Below are 22,682 nucleotides of genomic sequence, written 5' to 3'. Positions count from 1 at the left end.
ATCCCACCCAGGCGAAGCCCTTCCCGCGGGCGCGGACCTCGGCGAGGGCTGCGGAGTGGGTGAACTTGCCCGGCAGTCGCTCGCCGTCGATGTACACCGCGCAGTCCACGATGGCCCTCGCGGTCGGCACGGGGATCCGCGCCGGGGCCGGGCCGGGCGACCTGCGGGTCGGACGTAGCGACGGCATGGACGGCACGGCAGCCACTCCCTCTCGAGCCCGGCGATGATCTCGGGTCAATCCTAGCCCGGGAGATCCGGGCAGACGCCGCGCCGCGAGGTGTCGGGTCCGCTTCCCACAGCCTGAGACAATGGCCCGGTGCGCATCGACCTCCACACCCATTCCTCTGCCTCGGACGGCACCGACAGCCCCGCTGACCTGGTACGGCACGCCGCGGACGCCGGACTCTCCGTGGTGGCCCTGACCGACCACGACACCACCGCGGGCTGGGCCGAGGCCGCCGCCGCGCTGCCGGCCGGGCTGAGCCTGGTCCGCGGCATGGAGATGTCGTGCGAGGGCAGGGGCGAGGACGGCAGGCCGGTCGCGGTTCACCTGCTTGCCTACCTCTTCGATCCGACGGCCGCGGCCTTCGCCGCGGAACGCGAACGGCTCCGATCCGAGCGGACGACGCGGCTGCGGGCCATGGCCGAGCGGATGGCGCTCGACGGGCTGCCGGTGGACCCGGACGAGGTGATGGCGGCGGCCGGGCCCGCGGCCGGTCGCCCGCACCTGGCGCGGGCGCTCGTTGCGGCGGGGGTGGTCGGTTCCGTCGACGAGGCGTTCGGCGACCTGCTCAAGACCGGCGGCCGCTACTACGTGCACAAGGCGGACACGCCGCTGCCCGAGGCGGTGCGGATGGTGTCCGACGCGGGCGGGGTGAGCGTGATCGCGCATGGGCGGGCGGCAAGCCGCGGCCGCCTGCTCGCGATGGAGCAGATCGGCGAACTCGTCGCGGACGGTCTCGCCGGTGTGGAGATCGACCACCACGACCACCTGCAGGCGGACCGGGAGATCCTCGCCGGGATCGCCCGCGAACACGACCTCATCGTGACCGGGTCCTCGGACTATCACGGCGTCAACAAGGCGGTGAAGCTCGGCGAATTTCTCACCGCACCACGCGAGTTCGACAGGATCGTGGCCAGGGCCACCGGCGTCGACGTGATCTCGGCATGACGGAGGTGCGCTGATGTCCTTCGACACGACCCTGTACATGACGGCCGTGATCACGCTCTTCGTGATCATGGACCCGCCGGGCGCCATCCCCGTCTTCCTTTCCCTGGTCGGCCGCAAGAGCAAGGAGGCGCGCAACCGGGCCGCGTGGCAGGCGCCTCTGGTCTCGCTTGCCGTCATCACGGTGTTCGCGATCGGCGGCCAGGCGATCCTCAACTACCTGCACATCGGGATCCCCGCGCTGCAGGGCGCGGGTGGCCTACTGCTGTTGCTGATCGCCCTGGAGTTGTTGACCGGCCGGGACGCGAATCAGCCGAAGGGCACGGAGGACGTCAACGTCGCGCTCGTTCCGCTCGGCACCCCGCTGATGGCGGGGCCGGGTGCGATCGCCGCGGTGATCGTCTTCGTGAACCAGGCCGAGGGGCATTCGGGCGCCCCGCTGGCGGTGGGCTTGGCGATTCTGACGATTCACCTCATCCTGTTTGTGGTGCTGCGGTTCTCCACGGTGCTGATCCGGCTGCTGGGCGTGAGCGGCATCTCGCTGCTGGCCCGGATCGCCGGACTCCTGCTGGCCGCGATCGCGGTGCAGCTCATTGCGGACTCGGTCCGCGGATTCATCGCAGGTGGGTAGGGACGTGTCGGTCGACGAGTACGAGGACCACGCCGAGAGCAGCGGGGCGGTCGCGCGCGGTCTGCGGGCGCTGAGCGGTGCCGTCGCGGCAGGCGTGGTGGTGCTGGCGGTGGTCGTTCTCGGCACGTCCTATCTCGGCGGCCAACGCGGGTTCCCGGGGCCGGGGAAGGTGTCGGTCGGCGCGCACATCGTTGCCGTCGTGCTGGTGTTGCTGGCGCAACGAGTGGCCGATCACCGGCGGGGTGTCGCGGGTATCTTCGGCTCGGTGGGCGTGTTCTTGGTCACAGGCCTGCTGCTGTGGACCCAGTGGTGGCGCTAGCTCACCAAAAAAGCTACTCACTGGTGAGATTTGCGTGCGGTGAGGCCGCGGTGGCACACTTGTTGCACTTCGCGCCGGTGCTACCCCCCGGTAACGGAGAGAGAGTCGGATTCACCAGCGGCAGATTTCGCGCCCGGGCTCACCCCGCCCGGCGCCTTCGCGCTTCCGAGTTGAGTGCAGCGGCCCGTAGACCAATCGGGAATTGATCGTGCACCCTCGGTTAGCCTCACCCCCATCTCGACCAAAAACCTGCGGCTGCGTCGATTTCCACCTCGGCGCTGCTACTTCCCAGTAACCCGCCCCCGAGTGGGAGCGGCATGAGTAGGAGTGCAATCGTGTCTCTTGTGTCTGAAGCAACCACACCGAAAAAGGTTGAGCTGACCGACGAAGAGATCTTCGCGGGCCACGTCGGCGGCAAGCTCTCTGTCGAGACGACCGCCCCCCTCGATTCTCAGCGCGCGCTGTCGATCGCGTACACGCCCGGTGTGGCACAGGTCAGCCGCGCGATCGCGGCGGACGAGACGCTCGCCGACCGGTACACCTGGACCAGCCGTCTCGTCGTCGTCGTGAGCGACGGCACCGCGGTGCTCGGACTCGGCGACATCGGACCGCGCGCCTCGCTGCCGGTGATGGAGGGCAAGTCCGCGCTGTTCAAGAACTTCGCCGGACTGAACTCGATCCCGCTCGTGCTCGACACCAAGGATCCCGACGAGATCGTCGAGACCCTCATCCGGCTGCGCCCGAGCTTCGGCGCCGTCAACCTCGAGGACATCTCGGCCCCGCGCTGTTTCGAGATCGAGAAGCGGGTCATCGAGGCCCTCGACTGCCCCGTCATGCACGACGACCAGCACGGCACCGCCATCGTGGCGCTCGCCGCCCTCAAGGGTGCGGTCAAGGTCCAGGACCGTGACATCACCGCGCTGCGCGTGGTGATCTCCGGTGCGGGCGCGGCGGGCGTCGCCTGCGCGAACATCCTGCTCGCTGCTGGCATCGCCGACGTCACCGTCCTCGACTCCAAGGGCATCGTGTCCAGCGACCGCGGCGACCTGAACGAGATCAAGGCCGACCTCGCCGCCCGCACCAACCCGGCGGGACGCACCGGCGGCATCGTCGAGGCGCTCGACGGCGCCGACGTGTTCCTCGGCGTGTCCGCGGGCACCGTGCCGGAGGAGATCATCGCGACGATGGCCCCCGAGGCGATCATCTTCGCGATGTCCAACCCGGACCCGGAGATCCACCCCGACATCGCGCGCAAGCACGCCGCGATCGTCGCGACCGGCCGCAGCGACTTCCCGAACCAGATCAACAACGTGCTGGCGTTCCCCGGTGTGTTCAAGGGCGCGCTCGACGCCGGCGCCCGGCGCATCACCGAGGGCATGAAGCTCGCCGCTGCGGAGGCGATCCTGTCCGTCGTCGCCGACGAGCTCGCCGTCGACAAGATCGTGCCGAGCCCGCTCGATCCGCGGGTTGCCCCCGCGGTCGCGGAGGCCGTCGCGGCCGCGGCCAAGGCCGAGGGCGTCGCCTAGCCACACCCGTTCGTCCCGCTGAAGGGCACCGCCGCTCGGATCACCCGGGCGGCGGTGCCCTTCCGCCGTTCTCGGGGGCGGTCAGTCGAGCGCGGGCGTGCGGCGCAGCCTGCCGGTGCCGGGCACCGAGGCCCATACCGCGAGCGCGAGGACGCCGTCGAGGATCAGGGCCAGCGCCGCGACGAGAATCGCGCCCACCAGGACGCGGGCGTAGTCGCCGAGCGCAAGGCCGTCGAACATGTACCGCCCCAGGCCGCCAAGGTTGACGTAGGCGGCGACCGTGGCGGTGGCGATGACCTGCAGCGTCGCGTTGCGCAGCCCGCCGACGATCAGCGGCAGCGCATTGGGGACCTCCACCCGGCCGAGCACCTGTGCGCGTGTCATCCCCATCGACCGCGCGGCATCGACGACGACCGGGTCGACGTTGGCGACGCCTGCGTAGGTGCCTGCCAGGATCGGCGGGATGCCGAGCAGGACCAGCGCGATGATCGGCGGGATCAGGCCGAGCCCGAGGAGCAGCACCAGGAACGTCAGGATGCCGAGGGTCGGCAGCGAGCGGAGCGAGTTGACCAGTCCGACCAGGATGGCGTCGCCCCGCCGGAAGTGTCCGATGAGCAGACCGAGCGGGATCGCGATGGCCGCCGAGATGGCCACCGCGAGCAGGCTGTACCAGAGGTGTTCGACGATGCGGGCGCCGATGCCCGTTGGGCCGGACCAGTTCGACGGGTCGGCGATGTAGTCGAAGGCGGCGCCGAAGAGGTTCATGCGGGGCCCTCCGTCGCGCGCAGGACCGCGGCCGGTTCTTCGGCCTTGCGGCTGCGGGCGGTCCTGGTCCACGGCGTCAGTACGCGGCCGGCGACGTAGAGCAGGCCGTCGATCACCAAAGCCAGGAAGACGATCGCGATGATCCCCGCCATGATCTGGTCCGGGTAGTCGCGCTGGTAGCCCTTGGTGAACAGTTCACCGAGTCCGCCGATACCGATCAGCGAGCCGACCGAGACCAGCGAGATGTTGGTGACGGCGACGACCCGGATGCTGGATATCAGCACCGGGATGGCAAGCGGTAGTTCGACGGTCAGTGCGCGCCGCAGCGGCGTGAAGCCCATCGCCGTTGCCGAGTCGATCACCGACGCGGGAACCGAGTCGAGGGCCTCGGGCACGGCGCGCACCAGCAGCGCGGTCGAGTAGATCGACAGCGCGATGACCACGTTCATCTCGTCGAGGATGTTCAGCCCGAGCAGGGGCGGGATGGTGACGAACAGCGCCAGCGAGGGGATCGTGAACGCGAGCGAGGCGAGCGTCATGGTGGTCTTGCGCGGCCACGCGACATTCCGGATGGCGATGCCGACGGGCACCGCGATCAGCAGCCCGATCAGCAGCGGCAGCAGTGCCAGGTAGAGGTGTGTCTTCGCGAGGTCGACAACCTGCGAGAAGTTGTCGATCAGCCAGCGCATCAGCCGGCCGTCTCGCCGCTGAAGAAGTGCCGGTTCCTGGCCTGGTCCTCGGCCTGCCGCTGGTCCGCGAGCTTGCGGATCACCTCGGATCCGTTGACACCGCCCACGACCGAGCCGGATTCGTCCACCACGACGCCGATTCCCGACGGCGACGAGATCGCGGCGTCGAGCGCCTGCCGCAGGTCCCCGCCCCTGGTGAACAGCGAACCGCCCGCGGATGTGCTGTCGACCAGGGTGTTGCCCGCCCGGATGCCCTCGACGCCGGTGACGTCGATCCAGCCGCGCGGCGCCCCGTCCTCGGTGACCACGAGCACCCACTCGCCCTGGTCGAGTCGCAGCGCGGCGAGCTCGGATTCGACGGCGGTGCGGACCTCGTGCACGGGCACCTCGTCGGCGGGCCGGAACGACAGCCCGCGATATCCGCGATCGCGTCCCACGAAATCTGCAACGAAATCCGTTGCGGGGGAGGCGAGTACGGTTTGCGGATCGGCATACTGCTGGAGCCTGCCGTGTGGGCCGAACACCGCGACGCGATCGCCGAGCCGGACCGCCTCGTCGATGTCGTGGGTGACGAACACGATGGTCTTGCGCAGCTGCGCCTGCAGGCGCTGCATCTCGGCCTGCAGGTCCTCGCGGACCACCGGATCGACCGCGCTGAACGGCTCGTCCATCAGCAGGATGGGCGGATCGGCCGCAAGGGCCCTTGCGACGCCGACGCGCTGCTGCTGGCCGCCGGAGAGCTGGGAGGGGTAGCGGGTGGCCAGCGCGGGGTCGAGCCCGACCCGTTCGAGCACCTCGAGCGCCGCCCTGCGGGCCGCGCGCCGCGAATCGCCGCGCAGCACAGGCACGGTGGCCACGTTGTCGATCACGGTCCGGTGCGGCAGCAGGCCCGCACTCTGGATCACGTAGCCGATGCCGAGGCGCAGCTTGACCGCGTCGGTGCGGGTGACGTCCTGTCCGTTCACGATCACCTTGCCCGCGGTGGGCGTGATCATCCGGTTGATCATCCGCATGGACGTCGTCTTGCCGCAGCCCGACGGTCCGACGAACACGGTGAAGGACTCGGGCTCGATGACCAGGTCGAGGTTGTCGACCGCGGTGGTGCCGTCCGGGTAGCGCTTGGTGACCGACTCGAAGGTGATCAAGGCCGGCCGCCTAGGACACCGGCTTGTCGAGCCCCTGTGCCGACACCCACTCGGTGGCGGCCGCGTCCGGTTCGGTCTTCGAGTCGCCGGACACCGAGGTGTTCAGGGCGATGAGCTCGTCGGTGGTCAGCTTGGCCGACACCGCGTTCAGGACCGCCGCGAGCTTCTCGGACTGCTTGTTCGCCCGCAGGACCGGGACCACGTTCTGCGCCGCGAAGTTGTTCTTCGGGTCCGCGAGGACCACGAAGTCGTTCTTGGCGATGGCGGGCGAGGTGGTGAAGATGTTCGCCGCGGTGACCTGGCCGGAAGAGAGGGCGGCGACCGTGGCCGGTCCGCCGCCGTCCGCGATCGGCACGAAGTTCTGCGGGCTGATGACGAGGCCGTAGTCGGCCTCGAGGCCGGGCAGCCCTCCCGCGCGCTCCTGGAACTCTGCGGGGGCGCCGAACTTCACCTCGGCGGAGTGGGGCGCCAGGTCCCCGATCGAGGTCAGCTGCCACTTGTCGGCGGTCTCACGGGTCACGACCACCGCGTCCTTGTCCTCGCCGGGCGCGGGTGTGGTGATCGCCAGGTCGGGGCCGAGCGCCGCGGGCAGGGCCGCGTTCACCTCGGCGGCGCTGGTGGCGGTCGTGTCCTTGTCGAGGTACTGCAGCAGGTTGCCGGTGTAGTCCGGGATCACGTCGATGGACCCGTCCTTGACCGCGGGGATGTAGGTCTCCCTGCTGCCGATGTTCAGCTTCGTCTGCACGTCGAAGCCGTTGGCACGCAGGGCCTCCGCGTAGATGTTCGCCACGGTCTCGGACTCGGGGAAGTTCGCCGACCCGACGATGATCGCGTTCGGGTCCGAGCCGGTGCCACCGCCGCTGCTGAGCGGGTCGGAGTTGCCGCACGCGGTGAGAACCGTAAGGGCGGTGACCGCCGCGGCGACGGCGATCGGGCGGGCGGAGCGGCGAGCTGAGAACCTCATGGCGTCCTTCCATCGGTTCCGGCGTTAGCACCCGTCCCCTTCGGACTGGTTGCTGCGGCGTCAACAAGCCGGATCTCTCGGCCGCTCGAGATGGTGCTGGCCACCGAGTGTAACGATAGGGGGGACATTCGCTGGGTGAGGAGAGGAGCGTGGCGCGCCATGACGGCTCGGTGGAGGAATACCGCGGTGGCGGCGATGTCTGCGGCCGTTGTCTTCGCGCTTGCCGGATGCACGGTGGACAACTCCCGGCTCGACGAGGCGCAGGCGCCTGCGGCGATCACCGTCGGGTCAGGCGAGAGCGCCGAGTCACAGGTCGTCTCGGGGATCTACGCGGAGATCCTGCGCGGCACCGGATCCCCGGTCGAGGAGGCTGCACCGGTGACGCGGGCGGAGTACGTGGAGGAGCTCGGTACGGCGGACACGACACTGGTGCCGGACTTCACCGGACAGCTCCTGCACTTCTTTCAGCCGGACTCGACGCTCACCGATCCCGATGAGGTGTTCGAGGAGCTGAACAGGTCGCTGCCGGAGGGGTTCTCGGTATCCGACTACAGCGACGCCGAGCTGAAGACCGAGGCCGATACGACGGCCGAGAACGTGGTGCCTCTCATGCGCAGCGGGGTGCTCACCGAGGATCAGGTCAAGGCGCTCAACGTCGTTGCGGGCGAGCTGACCTCGGCGGATCTGGCGTCGATGGCGGAGCGGGTCCGGCGAGGCGAGACGGATCCGAAGCGGGCGGCGAACGAATGGCTCGCCGCGCGTTGAGGAGGATCCCATGCGAGTAGTGAGCTGCCGCAGAAGCGAATCCGGTAACCAGGAGGACCGGCTCCGCCGGTGATCGGTGGGCAATGTGGCCGCCCGAATCGCGTCTGTAGTGTCGAACCTCGACGCAGCAGAGCACACGAAGCAGGCGGGGGCCAATGCCGAGGATTGCCGAGTTACCGACCAAGCTGATCGCAGGGCTGGCTCTAGCCCTGATCGGCCTTTCGATTGCCGCGCCACTGGCCCAAGCGCAGGAGAGCTCGGATTCGGCTCCGGAGTACGCGCCGACCATGCTCATCCTCGACGCGTCCGGATCCATGCAGCGTCCGGATCCTGCGGGCACGATGATGGATGCCGCGAAGACGGCCGTCCGTACCTTTGCAGGCGCTGCGCCTGCCGAATCGAAGGTAGGGCTGACGGTGTACGGCACCGGCACCGGAAACGCCGAAGCGGACAAGCCAGCGGGATGTCGTGACGTGCAAGTGCTGCACAAGCCCGACACCCTCGACAGTGCCGCGCTGATCAGCGCGGTCGACGGCATCAAGGCGAGCGGGTGGACGCCGATGGGCACCGCATTGCGCCAGGCGGCCGCCGCCCTCCCTGACTCGGGACCGCGGTCGATCGTGCTCGTCTCCGACGGCGACGACACCTGTTCCCCACCGGATCCGTGTGAGGTCGCCAGGGAATTGAAGCAGCAGGGCGTCGATCTGGTGATGCACGCGATCGGCTTCGCGGTGGACGGCAAGGCCCGCGCCCAGCTCACCTGCATGGCGCAGGCCACCGGCGGCACCTACACCGACGCCGCCGACGGACCCGCGCTGGAGCGGACGCTGCCCCGGGTCACGGCCGCCGCGCTCCGCAACTACAAGGCGGCCGGGACACCGATCACCGGGACCCCCACGTACGACAACGCCCCGGTGGCGACACCGGGTCAATACCTGGACACCTTGGGGCAGAAGGAGACGCGTCACTACGCGGTCGACGTCCCCGACGGGGCCACCGCCTATTTCAGCGGCACCATCTCCTTTCCCCGTCTACCCGACATCTCGAGCACGGAGGACATGAATGTTCTCAACGTGCGGGTTTACGGCAGGGACGGCCGAGACTGTAACGAGTTCGTGTTCGAACAGGTGACGAGTTCGAGCGACGGTGCGGCGCTGACGGTGGCCGAGACCTTCGATGGGGCGACCGAGAAGCGCGCGGACGACGGCAGCGGTGCCGACAAGTGCAGGGGCGGCGGACGCTACTACTTCGCGCCGACCTGGGCCACGGTGTCCCACGGTGTGCCGGAACGGTTGCCGATCGAACTGCTCGTCGGCATCGAGCCCGCCGCAACCGATCCCGGGCCGATCGCGGTGGCACCGCCGACCGCCTTCACCGAGCCCACCGGTCCGGGTACCCCGGTCGTCGGCGGCGGGTCCTTCAACGTGGCCACCGAGCTCGACGGCAGTGGTCGGTACACCGACACGCTTCAGCCCGGTGAGTTCGTGTTCTACCGGGTCCCGCTGGATTGGGGGCAGGGGCTCGCGTATCGGGTGCAATACGGGGCGAACGGCGGCCGAGGTGTGGAGAACATCTCCAACATCCAAACCGCCGTGTACTCCCCGTCCCGCGAGGAGATCGACTTGGACACCGGGGCGTACACCGGCACCGACCGGATGTTGCCGTCGAACGGGGCATTCGCCACCGTGCCGATCCGCTACAACAACCGCACCTCCGATGTCCTCGACACCCGCAAGGAAGCCGTGGCCGGGTCGTACTACATCGCGGTCAAGGTGGGCTCGACTGCGGCGGAGGGCGAGAAGCATCCGGTGCCGATCCGGCTCGACCTGACTGTCGGGGGGACGCGTGAGGACGGTCCCTCTTACTCGTCCGGGGTTGCCAACGGGATCTTCGGCGAGAACGCCATGACGCAGGCAGTCGGCTCCCCGTCCGCCGGCGGTCCTGCCGCCGACACCGTGGTGGTCGAGGCGGCAGGCGAGGGGGGCACCGCGGACTCTGGTTCGTCGACCTCCGTGATCGCGGTGGCGGTGGCCGGAGTCGTGTTGTGCGGCACGCTCATCGGCTGGGTCGCCGTGCGCAGGCGCCGAAGGTAGACGGCTGGCGGCGGTGACGCACGAACGGGTGGTTACCGGGTTCGCCTCTCAGCGATCGTCCCGGTAACCACCCGTTCGACGGGTGAGCTAGACCTCGGTGCGGTCGAGCGCCGCGCCAAGGAACCCGCCGAGCTCACGCACGGCGTCGTTCGCCTCCCGCAGGATCGACGCCTGCAGGTGCGCGACGTGCCACAGCCGCGGGTACTCGGTGAACTCGACCGTGACGCCCGCGGCCCGCAGCTTGTCCACCAGTTCCACCACCTGCGGGTAGAGCACCTCGGACGTGCCGACGTGCACGATTGTCGGTGGTAGCCCGGCCATGTCGCCCTGCAGCGGCGCGAATCCCGGATCGGCGGGGTCGCCGCCGCCGAGGTAGGCCTCGGCCGCGATGAACGACCACTCCGTGTTGATCACGAGATCGCGATCCTTCGGGGCATTGCGGGCACCGGGATCGACCCACGGCGCGATCAGCGCGAGGGCGGCCGGCCGCACGTCGTGCGTGTCGATCAGGCGGCGTGCGGTGGCCAGCGACAGCCCACCGCCCGCCGAATCCCCGGCGATGGCAACCCGATCGGCGGTGTATCCGTGCTCGACCAGCAGCTCGAGGTACGCGTCGACCGCGTCCTCCAGCCCGGCCGGGTACGGATTCTCCGGGGCGAGGCGGTAATCGAGCAGGTACACCGCGGCCCCCGACTCGCGCGCCAGGTACGCGGCCAGCGACCGGTGGGTGGCGAGCGATCCGAGGGTGAAGCCGCCGCCGTGCAGGTACAGCACGGCGGTGCGGCGCTCGCTGGCCCCGACCGTGATTCGCTCGGCCCTCCGGCTGGCCAGGGTCAGCTCCCGCACGACGGTGTCGCGGGGGAGCCGCTGCAGCGGGGAACCGGCGTCGAGCAGGGCGCGCGCCGCAGGCACCGGCATCTTCGCGTGCAGTGCCACCCGGTAGAACGCACCGAGATTCGCGGCGACCAGCGGTCGGGGTAGGAACACCACTGGGCTACTTCCCCTTCGGCATCACGCGGCCGGCGATCTCGGCGACGACGCGCTGGTAGCCCGAGCCGACCAGGCGGACCCAGGCGTCGAGGAACTTGGCGTCGGCGCCGATGAGCACTCGCGCCCTGCCCTTCTGTACGCCGTTCACGATGACCTTCGCGGCCTGCTCGGGCGTGGTGCGCGCCAGCTTCTTGTCGAAGAACTCGGCGAAGACCGCGAGGTCCTCGCCCGGCCCCGCGGTCGCGTTGCGGGCGATGGCGGTCTTGATGCCGCCGGGGTGCACACAGGTCACCTTGACCGGGTGCTTGGCGATCAGCATCTCCTGACGCAGTGACTCGGTGAAGCCGCGGACCGCGAACTTCGCGGAGTTGTAGGCGGACTGGCCGGGCATCGAGAGCAGGCCGAACAGGCTGGAGACGTTCACAACGTGCCCGTCGCCGGAGGCGACCAGGTGCGGCAGGAATGCCTTGGTGCCGTTGACGACTCCCCAGAAGTCCACGTCCATGATCTTTTCGATGTCCTTGAACTCGGACTTCTCGAACTCGCCGTGGTACGCGATGCCTGCGTTGTTGTAGATCTGATTGACCTTGCCGAAGTGCGCGGCGATCGCCTCGGCGTACTGCAGCACGGCCTCGCGCTGGGTCACGTCCAGGTGATCGGACCTGACCTCGGCGCCGAGGGCCTCGACCTGGCGGACGGTCTCGGCCAGTCCGACGCTGTCGAAGTCGGAGAGTGCGAGCCGGGCGCCCTTCTCGGCCAGGTTCAGCGCGAGCGCGCGACCGATGCCGGAGCCTGCTCCGGTGATGACCACGACCTTGCCTGCGAAATCGCTCACTGTGCAACAACCTTCTCGTCATCGTCGTCGGCGGTGCCGACAACAAGGGCGCTGCCGCGCTCGATCTCGGCGGCGATCTCGTCGCCGGTGATCCCGGGCAGGTCCCTGGTGGCCACGCTGCGGTACGCGGCGAGGTCGAACTTCTTTGTCGCGTTACGGAACTGGAAGGTGAAGCCCGGCCACAGCGTGGTGTTGTTGCCGTGCTTGTCGAGGTACCAGCTGGCGCACCCGCCGTTGTTCCAGACGCTCTGCGCGAGCTTGTCCTGCAGGTCCTTGTTGTACACGTCCTGTGCATCCTGGCGGACCTCGATGGTCCCGATGCCGTTGCGCTCGATGGTGTTGATCGCGTCGATGACGTAGTTGAGCTGCGACTCGATCATGAAGACCATCGAGGTGTGGCCGAGGCCGGTGTTGGGGCCGACGAGGAAGAACATGTTGGGGAAGTTGGCGATCGCCGATCCCTTGTAGCCCTGCTGTCCGCTGGCCTCGAAGACCTCCGCGGCGGAGCGGCCGTCCTTGCCGATGATCCCGGCGAAGGTGGGGGAGTCGGTCACGTGGAAGCCGGTGGCCACCACGATCGCGTCGACCTCGCGGGTGGCGCCGTTGCGGTCGACGATGCAGTTGGCCGTGACCTCCGCGATGCCGTCGGTGACCAGGTCGACGTTCGGCTGGGTCAGCGCGGGGTAGTAGTTGTTGGAGATCAGCATTCGCTTGCAGCCGATCTGGAAGTTCGGGGTGACCTTCTTGCGCAGGTCCCTGTCCTTGATCTGCATGCGCAGGTGGCGCTCGGCCGCGAACTGCAGCGGCTTCATGAAGATCGGAGCCTTGGCCAGGCCGACGACCTGGGTCTCGCGCATCCAGTAGATGCCGGTGCGGGAGAGCTTCTGGAACCCGGGCACGTACTTGAACGCGAGCTTCTCGAGCGTCGTGTACTCGCGGTCCGCGCGGGGCAGGACCCACGGCGCCGTGCGCTGGTAGACGTCGAGCCTGCCGGCCTTGGCGGCGAGCTGGGGGACGATCTGGATGGCGGAGGCGCCGGTGCCGATCACGGCGATGCGCTTGCCGGTCAGGTCGGCATCGTGGTTCCAGCGCGCGGAGTGGAAGATCTCGCCCTCGAAGCCGTCGATGCCCTTGATGTCGGGCAGCGACGGCTCGCACAGTGCGCCGACGGCCGAGATCACGATCTTGGCGGTGAACGCCCCCTGGGAGGTCTGCACCTCCCAGCGCGCGTTGACCTCGTTCCAGCGTGCCTCCTGGACGTCACAGTTGAAGACGTGCTTGTCGAGCACGTTGTACTTGCGCGCGACCGAGCTGATGTAGTTCTGGATCTCCGGCTGCTTGGAGAACGACCGGGTCCAGTTCGGGTTCAGCGCGAAGGAGTATGAGTACAGATGCGACGGGACGTCGCAGGCCGCGCCGGGGTAGGTGTTGTCGCGCCAGGTGCCGCCGACCTCACCGCCGCGCTCGAGGACGACGAAGTCCCGCTTGCCCTCTTGAACCAGCTTGATCGCGGCGCCCAGGCCCGCGAAGCCACTGCCGATGATCAGCGTGTCGACGTGTCGCGGAGTTCCACCCGGCTTCACGGCGGTATCTGTAACTGGAAGACTCATGTACCACACAGTAGGGGCTTGTTGAGTCACAGTCAATAGCTTATTGACGACAATTCAGTAAGCTGATGGTCATGGCGGTCACCAAGCGCACCCGGCTCAGCCCGGAGGAGAGGCGCGCTCAGCTCATCGATCTGGGCGCACGAATGCTCGCGGAGCGACCCCTCGAACAGATCTCGGTCGAGGAGATCGCGGACCAGGCCGGCGTCTCCCGGGGACTGCTCTTCCACTATTTTGCGTCCAAGCACGACTTCCATCTCGCCATAGTGCGCCACACCAACGTCGAGATGCTCGCCCACACCGAACCCGACCTCAGCCTCGAGCCGCTCGAGATCCTGAGATCGGCGATCACCTCCTACATCGACTACGTCTCGGAGAACCGGAACACCTACGTCTCGCTGCTCCGCGGCACCGCGAGCGGGGACCCGGAGATGCGGGACGAGTTCGAACGGACCCGCGCGACGATGGCCGAGCGGATCATCCTGCAGCTCCCCAAGCTCGGCATCGAACCGGGACCCCGGATCACCCTCGCGGTCCGCGGTTGGATCGCGTTTGTCGAGGAGGCCACGATCAGCTGGCTCAAGGACCCCGAGATCACCCGCGAGGAACTGATCGACCTGATCGTCACGGCCCTGCCCGCGGTCGCACTGAGCTCGGAGACGGCGGCGGCGCTGCTGGGCGCGTAACGGCAGGCTCGCCGATCGGGGCTAAACTTGTCGCTGTTCACAGCGGAGGGTGCCGCGATGGATGCCGTGTCACGCAGGGTCTTCCTGAAGTACGCCGCCGCGGCCACGGTGTCGGGCGGCCTCGCCGTGGCCTGCGCGAGTTCACCCCCGCAGCCGCGCTTCATCACACCCGCCGACCCCGAGATCGCGGCGCGCGATCGGGCGCTGGCTCGTTCGACTGCGGTGGTCCCGATGGCCCTGTCGGCCAGACCGGTGACCGTGGACCTGGGCGGCGTCGCGGCGAACACCTGGGCGTTCGGTGACGTCGCGGTGGGCCCAGAGATCAGGCTGAAGGCGGGCGAACGCCTTCGCGCCGAGGTCGCCAACGGCCTGCCGGTCGGCACGACGATCCACTGGCACGGCATCGCGATCCGGAACGACATGGACGGTGTCCCTGTCCTCACCCAACCGCCGATAGCGCCCGGGCAGACGTTCGTCTACGAGGCGGTGATGCCGGACCCGGGAACGTATTGGTACCACTCGCATTCCGGGTTGCAGCTCGACCGGGGACTGTCCGGACCGCTCATCATCGAGGACCCCAACGAGGGCCTGCGCTACGACCACGAATGGACGGTGTTCCTCAAGGACTGGATGGACGGGGCCACCGGCACACCCGACGACGTCTACCGCGAACTGACGACCGGGATGGGAGGCATGAGCGGGATGCCCGGCATGAGCGGGATGCCCGGCATGGCCGGGCCGCAGTACATGCTCACCGACGGAACCAGCGCGCTGCTCGGCGGCGACGCAGGCGACGTGAAGTACCCGTATTACCTGGTGAACGGCAGGATCCCCGCCGATCCGCCGCAGTTCGCCGGGAAGCCGGGCGACCGTGCCCGACTGCGCATCGTCAACGCGGGAGCCGACACCGCATTCCGGGTGGCGCTCGGCGGACACGAGCTCACGGTGACCCACGCCGACGGCTACCCGATCGAGCCGGTGCGGGCCGATGCCCTGCTGCTGGGGATGGGCGAGCGGTACGACGCCCTTGTCACGTTGGAGGACGGGGTGTTCCCCCTCGTCGCCTCCGCGGAGGGAAAGAACGCCCGAGCGCTGGCGATCGTCCGCACCGGTCCAGGCGAGCGCCCGCCCCCGGACGCGCCGGTGGCAGAGCTGGACGGACGGATCCCGATGGCGTGGGACATGTCGGTGACGGAGGCCGACCGGCTCCCGCGCCGCGAGGTCACCCGTGCCCTCGACATCCGGCTGACGGGGTCGATGAGTCCGTACACGTGGAGCATCGACGGCATCCCCTTCGACCCGAGCAGCGTCGAGTCGAACCGACTCGGGGTGCGCAGCGGTGAGCGGGTACGGATCAGCTGGCGCAACGACACGGATATGTGGCACCCCATGCACCTGCACGGCCACACCTTTCAGCTCGCCGAGTCGGGTGCGCGCAAGGACACCGTCATCGTGCTGCCGAAGGCCACGATGGCGACCGACTTCGATGCCGACAACCCTGGGGTGTGGGCCTACCACTGTCACAACAGCTTTCATCAGGATTCGGGCATGATGGGGAACATCTCCTACGAGATCTAGTCGCGCCCCCTAATACCTGGGTATGGGGTCCGATCTCCCCCCGCAGCGGGACGCGCCGATCGGCCTCGCGTCCATACCGTCGGTGCATGGACACCCTCGGATCGCAGGTCCGCCCCCTGCTCGCCCGTCAGCGGCCACTCATGGTGATGGTCGCCGCGATGATGTTGCTCGCGTGTGCCTGCGCGGTCGGTATGGTCGTCGACGACCGCACGCTGCTGGGGGTCTCGGTCTGGGTCAAACCGTTCAAGTTCGCTATCGCCTTCGTCCTCTACGGCGCCACCCTGGCGTGGCTGCTGAACCTGCCGCACAGGGGAAGTCGCTGGACACGCCGGTTGGCTCTCGTGTTCGTGGTGGCCGGCCTCGCCGACGTCGCCTTCATCGCCGTGCAGGCGGCACGCGGAACCTTCAGCCATTTCAACAAGTCCGACGACATCGTCAACTCGGTGGGGCAGACGATCTTCATGTACGGCGTCCTCGGACTGTTCGCCGCCAATCTGGTGATCGCAGTGATCCTGCTGCGCCAGCGGCTGGCCGACGGTCCGACCACCCGGGCCATCAAGGCCGGGCTGTGGCTCGCGCTTGCCGGGATGGCGATCGCCTACCTGGTGGGCTTCCAGGGCGAGCAGTCGGCGCGCGATGCGAACGGTCGCATGGTCGAGCTCGGTGCCGGGCACACCGTCGGAGCGACCGACGACCGGCCCGGCATGCCGATCACCAACTGGAGCACCACCGGCGGGGACCTGCGCATCCCGCATTTCGTCGGGCTGCACGCGCTGCAGGTCCTGCTCCTGGCCGCGGTGATCCTGGCTGCGCTCGCCCCGCGCGTCCCGTGGCTCCGGGACGAGGGCGCGCGGGCCGCGGTGATGGGGGTGCTGGCCGGCGGCTACACGGGCCTGCTGGCGCTGCTGTCGTGGCAGGCGCTGCGCGGCCAGCCGCTGACCGAACCCGACCTGCTCACCGTGGTCGGGGCGAGCGCATTGGTCGCCGCGACGGCGATCGGTCTGGCAACTGTGCGTGCCCGGTACCCAGCGCGAGGCGTACCGCTACCGGTAGCAGTATGAATCCGAGGATGCGTCGCCGCCCTGAAGGCGTACCTGGTGCACCCGCAGTCCCCGGAAGTCCTCGTCGTGCGGGAAGAAGGCCTCGTCGATGGTCATGCCGCCGCTGGGAACGGTGTGCATCTCGGCCATCCAGGCCCCAACTCCGTTCGGGTAGAACTGGTCGTCCCAAGAACCGTAGAGGGAGTTGGTGAGGTAGACCCGCCTACCGTCGCGGCTGATCTCGACCATTTGTGGACCACCGGACAACGGCTGGTTCGGAGCCGCCGGATGAGCAGTCTGGGCGACGATCCCGCCGAGCCGGATGGACCCGGTCTCTTTCGGGTCGGCAGGGTCGTGCACGTCGAACTGCTTGAGCTCGCCTGTACCCCAACAGGATACGTAGAGGAACTTGTCATCGACCGACAGGTCGATGTCGCTGACCAGGGGTGGCACCGCGCCGAACGGTTTCAAGGCAGGCGGCAGCAGGTCGGGATCGGCCGGCTCGGCTGGGATGGTGATCACCTTGTCCACTGCCCAGTTGCCGTCGTCACGGTGCCAACGCCAGACCGATGCCGACAGATCCTCAGTCGAGATCACCACGCCGAGGAACCCCCAGGTGGCGCCCGGGTCATGCGACGGGCGCAGCTCGAGCGGCATCTGGTGATGCGCGCCGAGATCCACCCGCTGCTGGTGCTCGCCGGTGGCGAGGTCCCAGAAGTGGATCGCGTGGCCATACTTGTTCGCCAGCAACAGCTCTGGTACCAGCCCGTCCTCGATCATCGACGGCGTGCCCCACTCGCTGCTGATCAGGGTGTTCTCGTTGAGATGCCACCAGGCGTCGTACGCGAGGTACTGCGGGCCGCGGTCGGTCTCCCACTGCCGGAGCACCTCGAATGTGTCGTGATCGAGCAATGCTATGCCGCCCGGTCCGTCCGATCCATGTGCGCTGCCGAGACACGTCATGAACACGCCGTCCGGCCCGCAGTGCAACGTGTGTGGTCGGGAGTAGCCGGCCTTCGCCGCGAGCTCGGCGCTGTCCACGACCTTGGTCAGGGTGGGCAGCCGCGGGTCGGGTTGGGTGTCGAATACGTACAGGGACGATGACCGCAGACCCGGCACTATCAGGTACCGGCGGGCCAAACCCTCCATATGGTGACCCTCGTGTTTCAGCGCGCTGCTACAGGCGTTCCAGCCGAAGTGGTGCAGCTCGTTGCCTCGGTCAGGAACCTCGGTCCAGCCGACCACCCTGCCGTATGCGTCCGAGCCGGGGTCCACATCGATCACGGTCAGAGCGTCAGGCTTTTCCCCCGCGCGATCGAACGCGACGACGTAGGCCAGTTGCTCCGGCGGGGCGGCGGCTGCCTCAGATGCAGTGCGATAGAAGGTGGGGTCCACAGTTGGCTGACTCATCATCAGCCTCCTTCGAGTCAGAGGGGCGAGACCCGAGCACATCGACATCTGCCCCTGCCGCAACCCCGCGACTCAGGGGTTCGCGGCAATCGGAGAAGACGGACGGGCTCTCTCGGCGAATACCAACCTCGCCTGCGCGTGCAACACCCAGCCCGTCTGCCGCGTACCGGGACATCGATACCCATCAAGAATAGGAGCAGCGGACGAAGGGCGGAACCGGGGTGAGTCGATGGCGAGGGTCGAGTTCTGCTTGTTCGCTGTGAGCAGCACGGACGCCCGCGTCACAGGTGCCGCAGGTACCGGTCGGGGCCGTCCAGGAATGAGCGCCAGTTCCTGACCAGCTCGAGCTCGTCCCACTGCGGGTACTCGATGCCGCCGTCGGTCAGCTCCCAGATCTCGGCGCCGGGACAGGCGGCCAGCACGGGGGAGTGGGTGGCCATGATCACCTGGGAGCCCTCGGCCGCCAGGTCCTTGATCACCCCGAGCAGCGCAAGGCAGGACTGGAACGAGAGCGCGGCCTCGGGCTCGTCCAGGATCCACAGGCCGACACCGATCGGCCGATCCGCCACGTAGCGCAGGAACGACTGGCCGTGGGAGAGCTCGTTGAGCCCCTGGTCGGTGTCTCGGACACGATCGGCGTCGGCCCGGTCGAAGAGCGAGTGCATGGACTCGGCCCGCAGGAAGCATCCGCCGTACGGTCTCGGCTGTGCCCCGACACAGGTCAGGTGGCGGGGCAGGTCGGTGTCCTCCGCGCTGCCGCCCGCCGACCACAGCCGGTCCTGTGCGCCGCGGAACCCGCCCTGCCAGGCGCCCGCGATGGCCTCGACCAGGGTCGACTTGCCGACGCCGTTCTCGCCGACGACGACGGTCACCGGGCTGCTGAAATCGAGCCCGTCCCGACACAGTTCGCCGATCGCGGGCAGGTCGAGATACCACGAAGCCGGGTCGAATCCACTCCTGCGAGTGAACTCGACCCGGCTCAGTGGCAGCACGGGTGCGGTCAAGCTACGCGATCGGCTTGAACGCCTCGTCGATGATCTCCTGCTGCTCGACGGCGTGCACCTTGCTCGAGCCCGAGGACGGGGCCGACATGGCGCGGCGGGAGATCCGCTTGATCCCGGTCAGCTTGTCGGGGATCAGCTCCGGCAGCGCCAGGCCGAACAGCGGCCAGGCACCCTGGTTCGCCGGTTCCTCCTGGACCCAACGGAACTCGGTCGCGTTCGGGTACCGATCGAGGGTCTCGCGCAGGCGGCGGCTCGGCAGCGGGTACAGCTGCTCGATGCGCACGATCGCGATGTCCTCGCGGTTGTCCTTCTGCTTGCGGGCCAGCAACTCCCAGTACAGCTTTCCGCTGACCAGCAGCACGCGCTTGACCTTGGCGCGCTCGCCGCCGCCGGTCTCGTACTCCGGCTCCTCGAACACCGAGCGGAACTTGCCGGTGGTGAAGTCCGCGAGGTCGCTGACCGCAGCCTTGTTGCGCAGCATCGACTTCGGCGTGAAGACCACCAGCGGGCGCCGGATGCCGTCGAGGTGGTGACGACGCAGCAGGTGGAAGTACGACGCCGGGGTGGACGGCACCGCCACGGTCATCGAGCCCTCCGCGCACAGCTGGAGGAAGCGCTCGATGCGACCCGAGGTGTGGTCCGGGCCCTGGCCCTCGTGGCCGTGCGGCAGCAGCAGCACGACGTCGGAGAGCTGGCCCCACTTGGCCTCACCGGAGGAGATGAACTCGTCGATGATGGTCTGCGCGCCGTTGACGAAGTCACCGAACTGCGCCTCCCACAGCACCAGCGCGTCGGGGTTGCCCACCGAGTAGCCGTACTCGAAGCCCACGCCGGCGTACTCGGTCAGCGCCGAGTCGTAGACCATGAACTTGCCGCCGTTGCCCGCGTTCGCCGCGATGGCGGAGATCGGGTTGTACTCGTCGCCGGTCTTGCGGTCGATGAGCACCGAATGGCGCTGGGTGAACGTGCCGCGACGCGAGTCCTGACCGGTCAGGCGCACCAGGGCGCCCTGCTCGACCAGCGAACCGAACGCCAGCAGCTCCGCGTACGCCCAGTCGATCTTGCCGTCGCGGGACATCTCCTGGCGCTTCTCGATGACCGGCTTGACGCGCGGGTGCACCGTGAAGCCCTCGGGCACGTTGACGAACGCCTCGCCGATCCGCTCGAGGACGGCCTGGTCGACGGCGGTGGTCAGGCGGGCGGGCGGAGTCTGGTCGAGCTCGACCGACTCCGACGGCTCCGGCTTGAACTTCTCCAGCTCGCGGACCTCGTTGAACACCCGCTCCAGCTGACCCTGGTAGTCACGCAGCGCGTCTTCCGCTTCCTTGAGCGAGATGTCGCCACGGCCGATCAGGGCCTCGGTGTAGCTCTTGCGGACGCTGCGCTTGGTGTCGATCAGGTCGTACATCGCCGGCTGCGTCATCGACGGGTCGTCGCCCTCGTTGTGGCCGCGGCGGCGGTAGCAGATCATGTCGATGACGACGTCCTTGCCGAACTCCTCGCGGTAGTCGACGGCGAGCTGCGCGACCCAGACACAGGCCTCGGGGTCGTCACCGTTCACGTGGAAGACCGGCGCGGCGATCATCTTCGCGACGTCCGTGCAGTACTCCGAGGAGCGCGAGTGCTCCGGGGCGGTGGTGAAGCCGACCTGGTTGTTGACGACGATGTGCACGGTGCCGCCGGTGCGGTAGCCGCGCAGCAGCGACAGGTTCAGCGTCTCCGCGACCACGCCCTGACCGGCGAAGGCGGCGTCGCCGTGCAGCATCAGCGGCAGCACGGTGAAGCCTTCCTCGCCCTTGTCGAGGATGTCCTGCTTGGCGCGGACGAGGCCCTCGAGGACCGGGTCGACGGCCTCGAGGTGCGAGGGGTTCGCGGTGAGCGAGACCTTGATGTCGTTGTCGCCGAACATCTGGATGTAGGTGCCCTCGGCGCCGAGGTGGTACTTCACGTCGCCGGAGCCGTGCGCGGCCGCCGGGTTCATGTTGCCCTCGAACTCGGTGAAGATCTTCGAGTACGGCTTGCCCACGATGTTGGCGAGCACGTTGAGGCGACCGCGGTGCGGCATGCCGATGACGACCTCGTCGAGCTCGTGCTCGGCGCTCTGGTCGATGACGGCGTCCATCATCGGGATGACCGACTCCGCGCCCTCGAGCGAGAACCGCTTCTGGCCGACGTACTTGGTCTGCAGGAAGGTCTCGAAGGCCTCGGCGGCGTTCAGCTTGCTCAGGATGTACTTCTGCTGAGCGACGGTCGGCTTGACGTGCTTGGCCTCGACGCGCTCCTGCAGCCACTGCTGCTGCTTCGGGTCGAGGATGTGCGTGTACTCGACGCCGATGTGCCTGCAGTACGCGTCGCGCAGGATGGACAGCACGTCGCGCAGCTTCATCCGCTGCTTGCCGTGGAAGCCGCCGACGTTGAACTGGCGGTCGAGATCCCACAGCGTCAGGTCGTGGGTGGTGACGTCGAGGTCGGGGTGGCTGCGGAACTTGTCCTTGACGAACTGCAGCGGATCGGTATCCGCCATCAGGTGTCCGCGGTTGCGGTACGCCGCGATCAGCTCGAGCACACGGGTGCTCTTGTCGATGTCCGTCGCGGAGATGTCCTGACGCCACCGCACGGGCTCGTACGGGATGTGCAGCGCGTGGAACAGCTCGTCGTAGAAGTCGTCGCTGATCAGCAGGTTGTGGATGGTCCGAAGGAAGTCGCCGGACTCCGCGCCCTGAATGATGCGGTGATCGTAGGTCGAGGTCAGCGTCATCAGCTTGCCGACGCCCATCTCGGCGATCTTCTCGTTGCTGGCGCCCTGGAACTCGGCCGGGTACTCCATCGCGCCCGCGCCGATGATGGCGCCCTGGCCCTGCATCAGGCGCGGCACGGAGTGCACGGTGCCGATGGTGCCGGGGTTGGTGAGCGAGATGGTGACGCCCGCGAAGTCCTCCGCGGTGAGCTTGCCGTCACGGGCGCGGCGGACGATGTCCTCGTACGCGCCGTGGAACTGGGCGAAGTTCATCGCCTCGGTGCCCTTGATGGCGGCGACGACCAGCGAGCGGCTGCCGTCCTTGCCGGGCAGGTCGATGGCCAGACCGAGGTTGGTGTGCGCGGGGGTGATCGCGTTCGGCTTGCCGTCCACCTCGGCGAAATGCCGGTTCATGTTCGGGAAGGCCTTGACGGCCTGGACGATGGCGTAGCCGAGCAGGTGGGTGAACGAGATCTTGCCGCCGCGGGTCCGGGCGAGGTGGTTGTTGATGACGACGCGGTTGTCGAACATCAGCTTCGCCGGGATGGCGCGCACGCTGGTGGCGGTCGGAATCGCGAGCGAGGCGGACATGTTGCGCGCGACCGCTGCAGCGGCGCCACGCAGGATCTTCGACTCGTCGGCGGTGGCGGCGGGCGCGGGCTTGGCGGCGGCAGGGGCCGCGGGCGCGGGCTTGGCCGCGGGGGCCGGAGCTGCGGGCGCGGGCGGGGCT

The 22,682-nt window shown here is 68.4% G+C and carries 19 protein-coding genes, 1 pseudogene and 1 riboswitch; of the genes and pseudogenes, 9 read left to right on the top strand and 11 right to left on the bottom strand.

Features of this window, described 5'->3' with window-relative positions:
* A pseudogene (locus RM1_RS25040) lies at nt 1-196 on the bottom strand (magnesium transporter); the annotation flags it as partial.
* Nucleotides 197-316: 120 nt separating this feature from the next.
* Between RM1_RS25040 and RM1_RS25035 the strand changes: the two are divergent.
* From RM1_RS25035 to RM1_RS25020, 4 genes are all read left to right on the top strand, one after another.
* The gene (locus RM1_RS25035; protein WP_072754308.1) at nt 317-1,171 is read left to right on the top strand and encodes a PHP domain-containing protein; all 855 of its coding nucleotides are present in this window, start codon (nt 317-319) and stop codon (nt 1,169-1,171) included.
* Nucleotides 1,172-1,184: 13 nt separating this feature from the next.
* The gene (locus RM1_RS25030; protein WP_072754307.1) at nt 1,185-1,799 is read left to right on the top strand and encodes a MarC family protein; all 615 of its coding nucleotides are present in this window, start codon (nt 1,185-1,187) and stop codon (nt 1,797-1,799) included.
* 4 nt (nt 1,800-1,803) lie between these two features.
* Entirely contained in the window at nt 1,804-2,118 is a 315-nt protein-coding gene (locus tag RM1_RS25025; protein ID WP_245816611.1) for a hypothetical protein, read from the top strand.
* 335 nt (nt 2,119-2,453) lie between these two features.
* Nucleotides 2,454-3,644, top strand: coding sequence for an NAD(P)-dependent malic enzyme (locus RM1_RS25020; protein ID WP_072754306.1), 1,191 nt, complete (start codon nt 2,454-2,456; stop codon nt 3,642-3,644).
* Between the two features lie 81 nt (nt 3,645-3,725).
* Here the strand turns inward: RM1_RS25020 and RM1_RS25015 are convergent, their stop codons facing one another.
* From RM1_RS25015 to RM1_RS25000, 4 genes are read right to left on the bottom strand one after another with little or no spacing between them, the layout of a single operon-like run.
* Nucleotides 3,726-4,409 (bottom strand): ABC transporter permease, encoded by a 684-nt coding sequence (locus RM1_RS25015; RefSeq protein ID WP_072754305.1) that lies wholly within the window; start codon nt 4,407-4,409, stop codon nt 3,726-3,728.
* Nucleotides 4,406-5,098, bottom strand: coding sequence for an ABC transporter permease (locus RM1_RS25010; RefSeq protein ID WP_072754304.1), 693 nt, complete (start codon nt 5,096-5,098; stop codon nt 4,406-4,408). Before RM1_RS25010 ends, RM1_RS25015 begins: the two co-directional genes overlap by 4 nt.
* Nucleotides 5,098-6,243 carry an ABC transporter ATP-binding protein gene (locus RM1_RS25005; protein WP_072754303.1) on the bottom strand — a complete coding sequence of 382 codons (1,146 nt, stop codon included), beginning with the start codon at nt 6,241-6,243 and terminating at the stop codon, nt 5,098-5,100. Before RM1_RS25005 ends, RM1_RS25010 begins: the two co-directional genes overlap by 1 nt.
* Nucleotides 6,244-6,253: 10 nt before the next feature.
* Nucleotides 6,254-7,207, bottom strand: a complete 954-nt coding sequence (locus tag RM1_RS25000) for an ABC transporter substrate-binding protein (protein ID WP_072754302.1) — start codon at nt 7,205-7,207, stop codon at nt 6,254-6,256.
* Between the two features lie 6 nt (nt 7,208-7,213).
* Nucleotides 7,214-7,304, bottom strand: a riboswitch (SAM riboswitch).
* Between the two features lie 98 nt (nt 7,305-7,402).
* On the opposite strand from RM1_RS25000, the gene RM1_RS24995 reads away from it, so the two are divergent.
* Both RM1_RS24995 and RM1_RS24990 read left to right on the top strand, forming a co-directional pair.
* On the top strand, nt 7,403-7,972 hold the full coding sequence (locus tag RM1_RS24995) for a glycine betaine ABC transporter substrate-binding protein (RefSeq protein ID WP_169922371.1): 570 nt from the start codon (nt 7,403-7,405) through the stop codon (nt 7,970-7,972).
* Nucleotides 7,973-8,127: 155 nt separating this feature from the next.
* Nucleotides 8,128-10,065 carry a vWA domain-containing protein gene (locus RM1_RS24990; RefSeq protein ID WP_072754300.1) on the top strand — a complete coding sequence of 646 codons (1,938 nt, stop codon included), beginning with the start codon at nt 8,128-8,130 and terminating at the stop codon, nt 10,063-10,065.
* A gap of 87 nt (nt 10,066-10,152) precedes the next feature.
* Here RM1_RS24990 and RM1_RS24985 read toward each other — a convergent pair whose 3' ends face one another.
* Genes RM1_RS24985 through RM1_RS24975 form a run of 3 tightly spaced genes read right to left on the bottom strand, consistent with a single transcriptional unit; the run spans nt 10,153 to nt 13,500 of the window.
* Nucleotides 10,153-11,052 (bottom strand): alpha/beta hydrolase, encoded by a 900-nt coding sequence (locus tag RM1_RS24985; protein ID WP_425528712.1) that lies wholly within the window; start codon nt 11,050-11,052, stop codon nt 10,153-10,155.
* A gap of 7 nt (nt 11,053-11,059) precedes the next feature.
* A complete protein-coding gene (locus tag RM1_RS24980) occupies nt 11,060-11,890 on the bottom strand; it encodes an SDR family NAD(P)-dependent oxidoreductase (protein ID WP_072754298.1) in 831 nt (276 codons plus the stop codon).
* Complete coding sequence (locus RM1_RS24975; RefSeq protein WP_072754297.1) at nt 11,887-13,500, bottom strand: flavin-containing monooxygenase; 1,614 nt, start codon at nt 13,498-13,500, stop codon at nt 11,887-11,889. The genes RM1_RS24980 and RM1_RS24975 overlap by 4 nt, the downstream gene beginning before the upstream one ends.
* A 71-nt stretch (nt 13,501-13,571) precedes the next feature.
* On the opposite strand from RM1_RS24975, the gene RM1_RS24970 reads away from it, so the two are divergent.
* The 3 genes from RM1_RS24970 to RM1_RS24960 all read left to right on the top strand — a co-directional run bounded on the left by RM1_RS24970 (nt 13,572) and on the right by RM1_RS24960 (nt 16,822).
* Nucleotides 13,572-14,183 carry a TetR/AcrR family transcriptional regulator gene (locus tag RM1_RS24970; protein WP_072754312.1) on the top strand — a complete coding sequence of 204 codons (612 nt, stop codon included), beginning with the start codon at nt 13,572-13,574 and terminating at the stop codon, nt 14,181-14,183.
* A 57-nt stretch (nt 14,184-14,240) separates the two neighbouring features.
* Entirely contained in the window at nt 14,241-15,761 is a 1,521-nt protein-coding gene (locus RM1_RS24965) for a multicopper oxidase family protein (protein ID WP_072754311.1), read from the top strand.
* Between the two features lie 86 nt (nt 15,762-15,847).
* A complete protein-coding gene (locus tag RM1_RS24960; RefSeq protein ID WP_072754296.1) occupies nt 15,848-16,822 on the top strand; it encodes a hypothetical protein in 975 nt (324 codons plus the stop codon).
* Here the strand turns inward: RM1_RS24960 and RM1_RS24955 are convergent.
* The 3 genes from RM1_RS24955 to RM1_RS24945 form a co-directional block, all read right to left on the bottom strand.
* The gene (locus RM1_RS24955) at nt 16,805-18,211 is read right to left on the bottom strand and encodes a selenium-binding protein SBP56-related protein (protein ID WP_072754310.1); all 1,407 of its coding nucleotides are present in this window, start codon (nt 18,209-18,211) and stop codon (nt 16,805-16,807) included. The genes RM1_RS24960 and RM1_RS24955 overlap by 18 nt on opposite strands.
* Before the next feature lie 281 nt (nt 18,212-18,492).
* Entirely contained in the window at nt 18,493-19,194 is a 702-nt protein-coding gene (locus tag RM1_RS24950) for an AAA family ATPase (protein ID WP_072754309.1), read from the bottom strand.
* A gap of 22 nt (nt 19,195-19,216) precedes the next feature.
* The coding region (locus RM1_RS24945; protein ID WP_072754295.1) for a multifunctional oxoglutarate decarboxylase/oxoglutarate dehydrogenase thiamine pyrophosphate-binding subunit/dihydrolipoyllysine-residue succinyltransferase subunit at nt 19,217-22,682 on the bottom strand (3,466 nt) is incomplete at its 5' end.

The sequence above is a fragment of the Rhodococcus maanshanensis NBRC 100610 genome, from assembly GCF_001894865.1.
In the GTDB taxonomy this organism is placed as follows: Bacteria; Actinomycetota; Actinomycetes; order Mycobacteriales; family Mycobacteriaceae; genus Rhodococcus_G; species Rhodococcus_G maanshanensis.
Note: the sequence above shows the minus strand (reverse complement) of the source record. Positions and strands in the feature narration are given on the sequence as shown.

Bases quoted from the DNA above. Each gene is read 5' to 3' on its own strand.
- RM1_RS25030 (WP_072754307.1), top strand. From the start codon at position 1,185: ATGTCCTTCGACACGACCCTGTACATGACGGCCGTGATCACGCTCTTC.
- RM1_RS25015 (WP_072754305.1), bottom strand. From the start codon at position 4,409: ATGAACCTCTTCGGCGCCGCCTTCGACTACATCGCCGACCCGTCGAAC.
- RM1_RS25010 (WP_072754304.1), bottom strand. From the start codon at position 5,098: ATGCGCTGGCTGATCGACAACTTCTCGCAGGTTGTCGACCTCGCGAAG.
- RM1_RS25000 (WP_072754302.1), bottom strand. From the start codon at position 7,207: ATGAGGTTCTCAGCTCGCCGCTCCGCCCGCCCGATCGCCGTCGCCGCG.
- RM1_RS24995 (WP_169922371.1), top strand. From the start codon at position 7,403: ATGTCTGCGGCCGTTGTCTTCGCGCTTGCCGGATGCACGGTGGACAAC.
- RM1_RS24990 (WP_072754300.1), top strand. From the start codon at position 8,128: ATGCCGAGGATTGCCGAGTTACCGACCAAGCTGATCGCAGGGCTGGCT.
- RM1_RS24975 (WP_072754297.1), bottom strand. From the start codon at position 13,500: ATGAGTCTTCCAGTTACAGATACCGCCGTGAAGCCGGGTGGAACTCCG.
- RM1_RS24970 (WP_072754312.1), top strand. From the start codon at position 13,572: ATGGCGGTCACCAAGCGCACCCGGCTCAGCCCGGAGGAGAGGCGCGCT.
- RM1_RS24965 (WP_072754311.1), top strand. From the start codon at position 14,241: ATGGATGCCGTGTCACGCAGGGTCTTCCTGAAGTACGCCGCCGCGGCC.
- RM1_RS24960 (WP_072754296.1), top strand. From the start codon at position 15,848: ATGGACACCCTCGGATCGCAGGTCCGCCCCCTGCTCGCCCGTCAGCGG.
- RM1_RS24955 (WP_072754310.1), bottom strand. From the start codon at position 18,211: ATGAGTCAGCCAACTGTGGACCCCACCTTCTATCGCACTGCATCTGAG.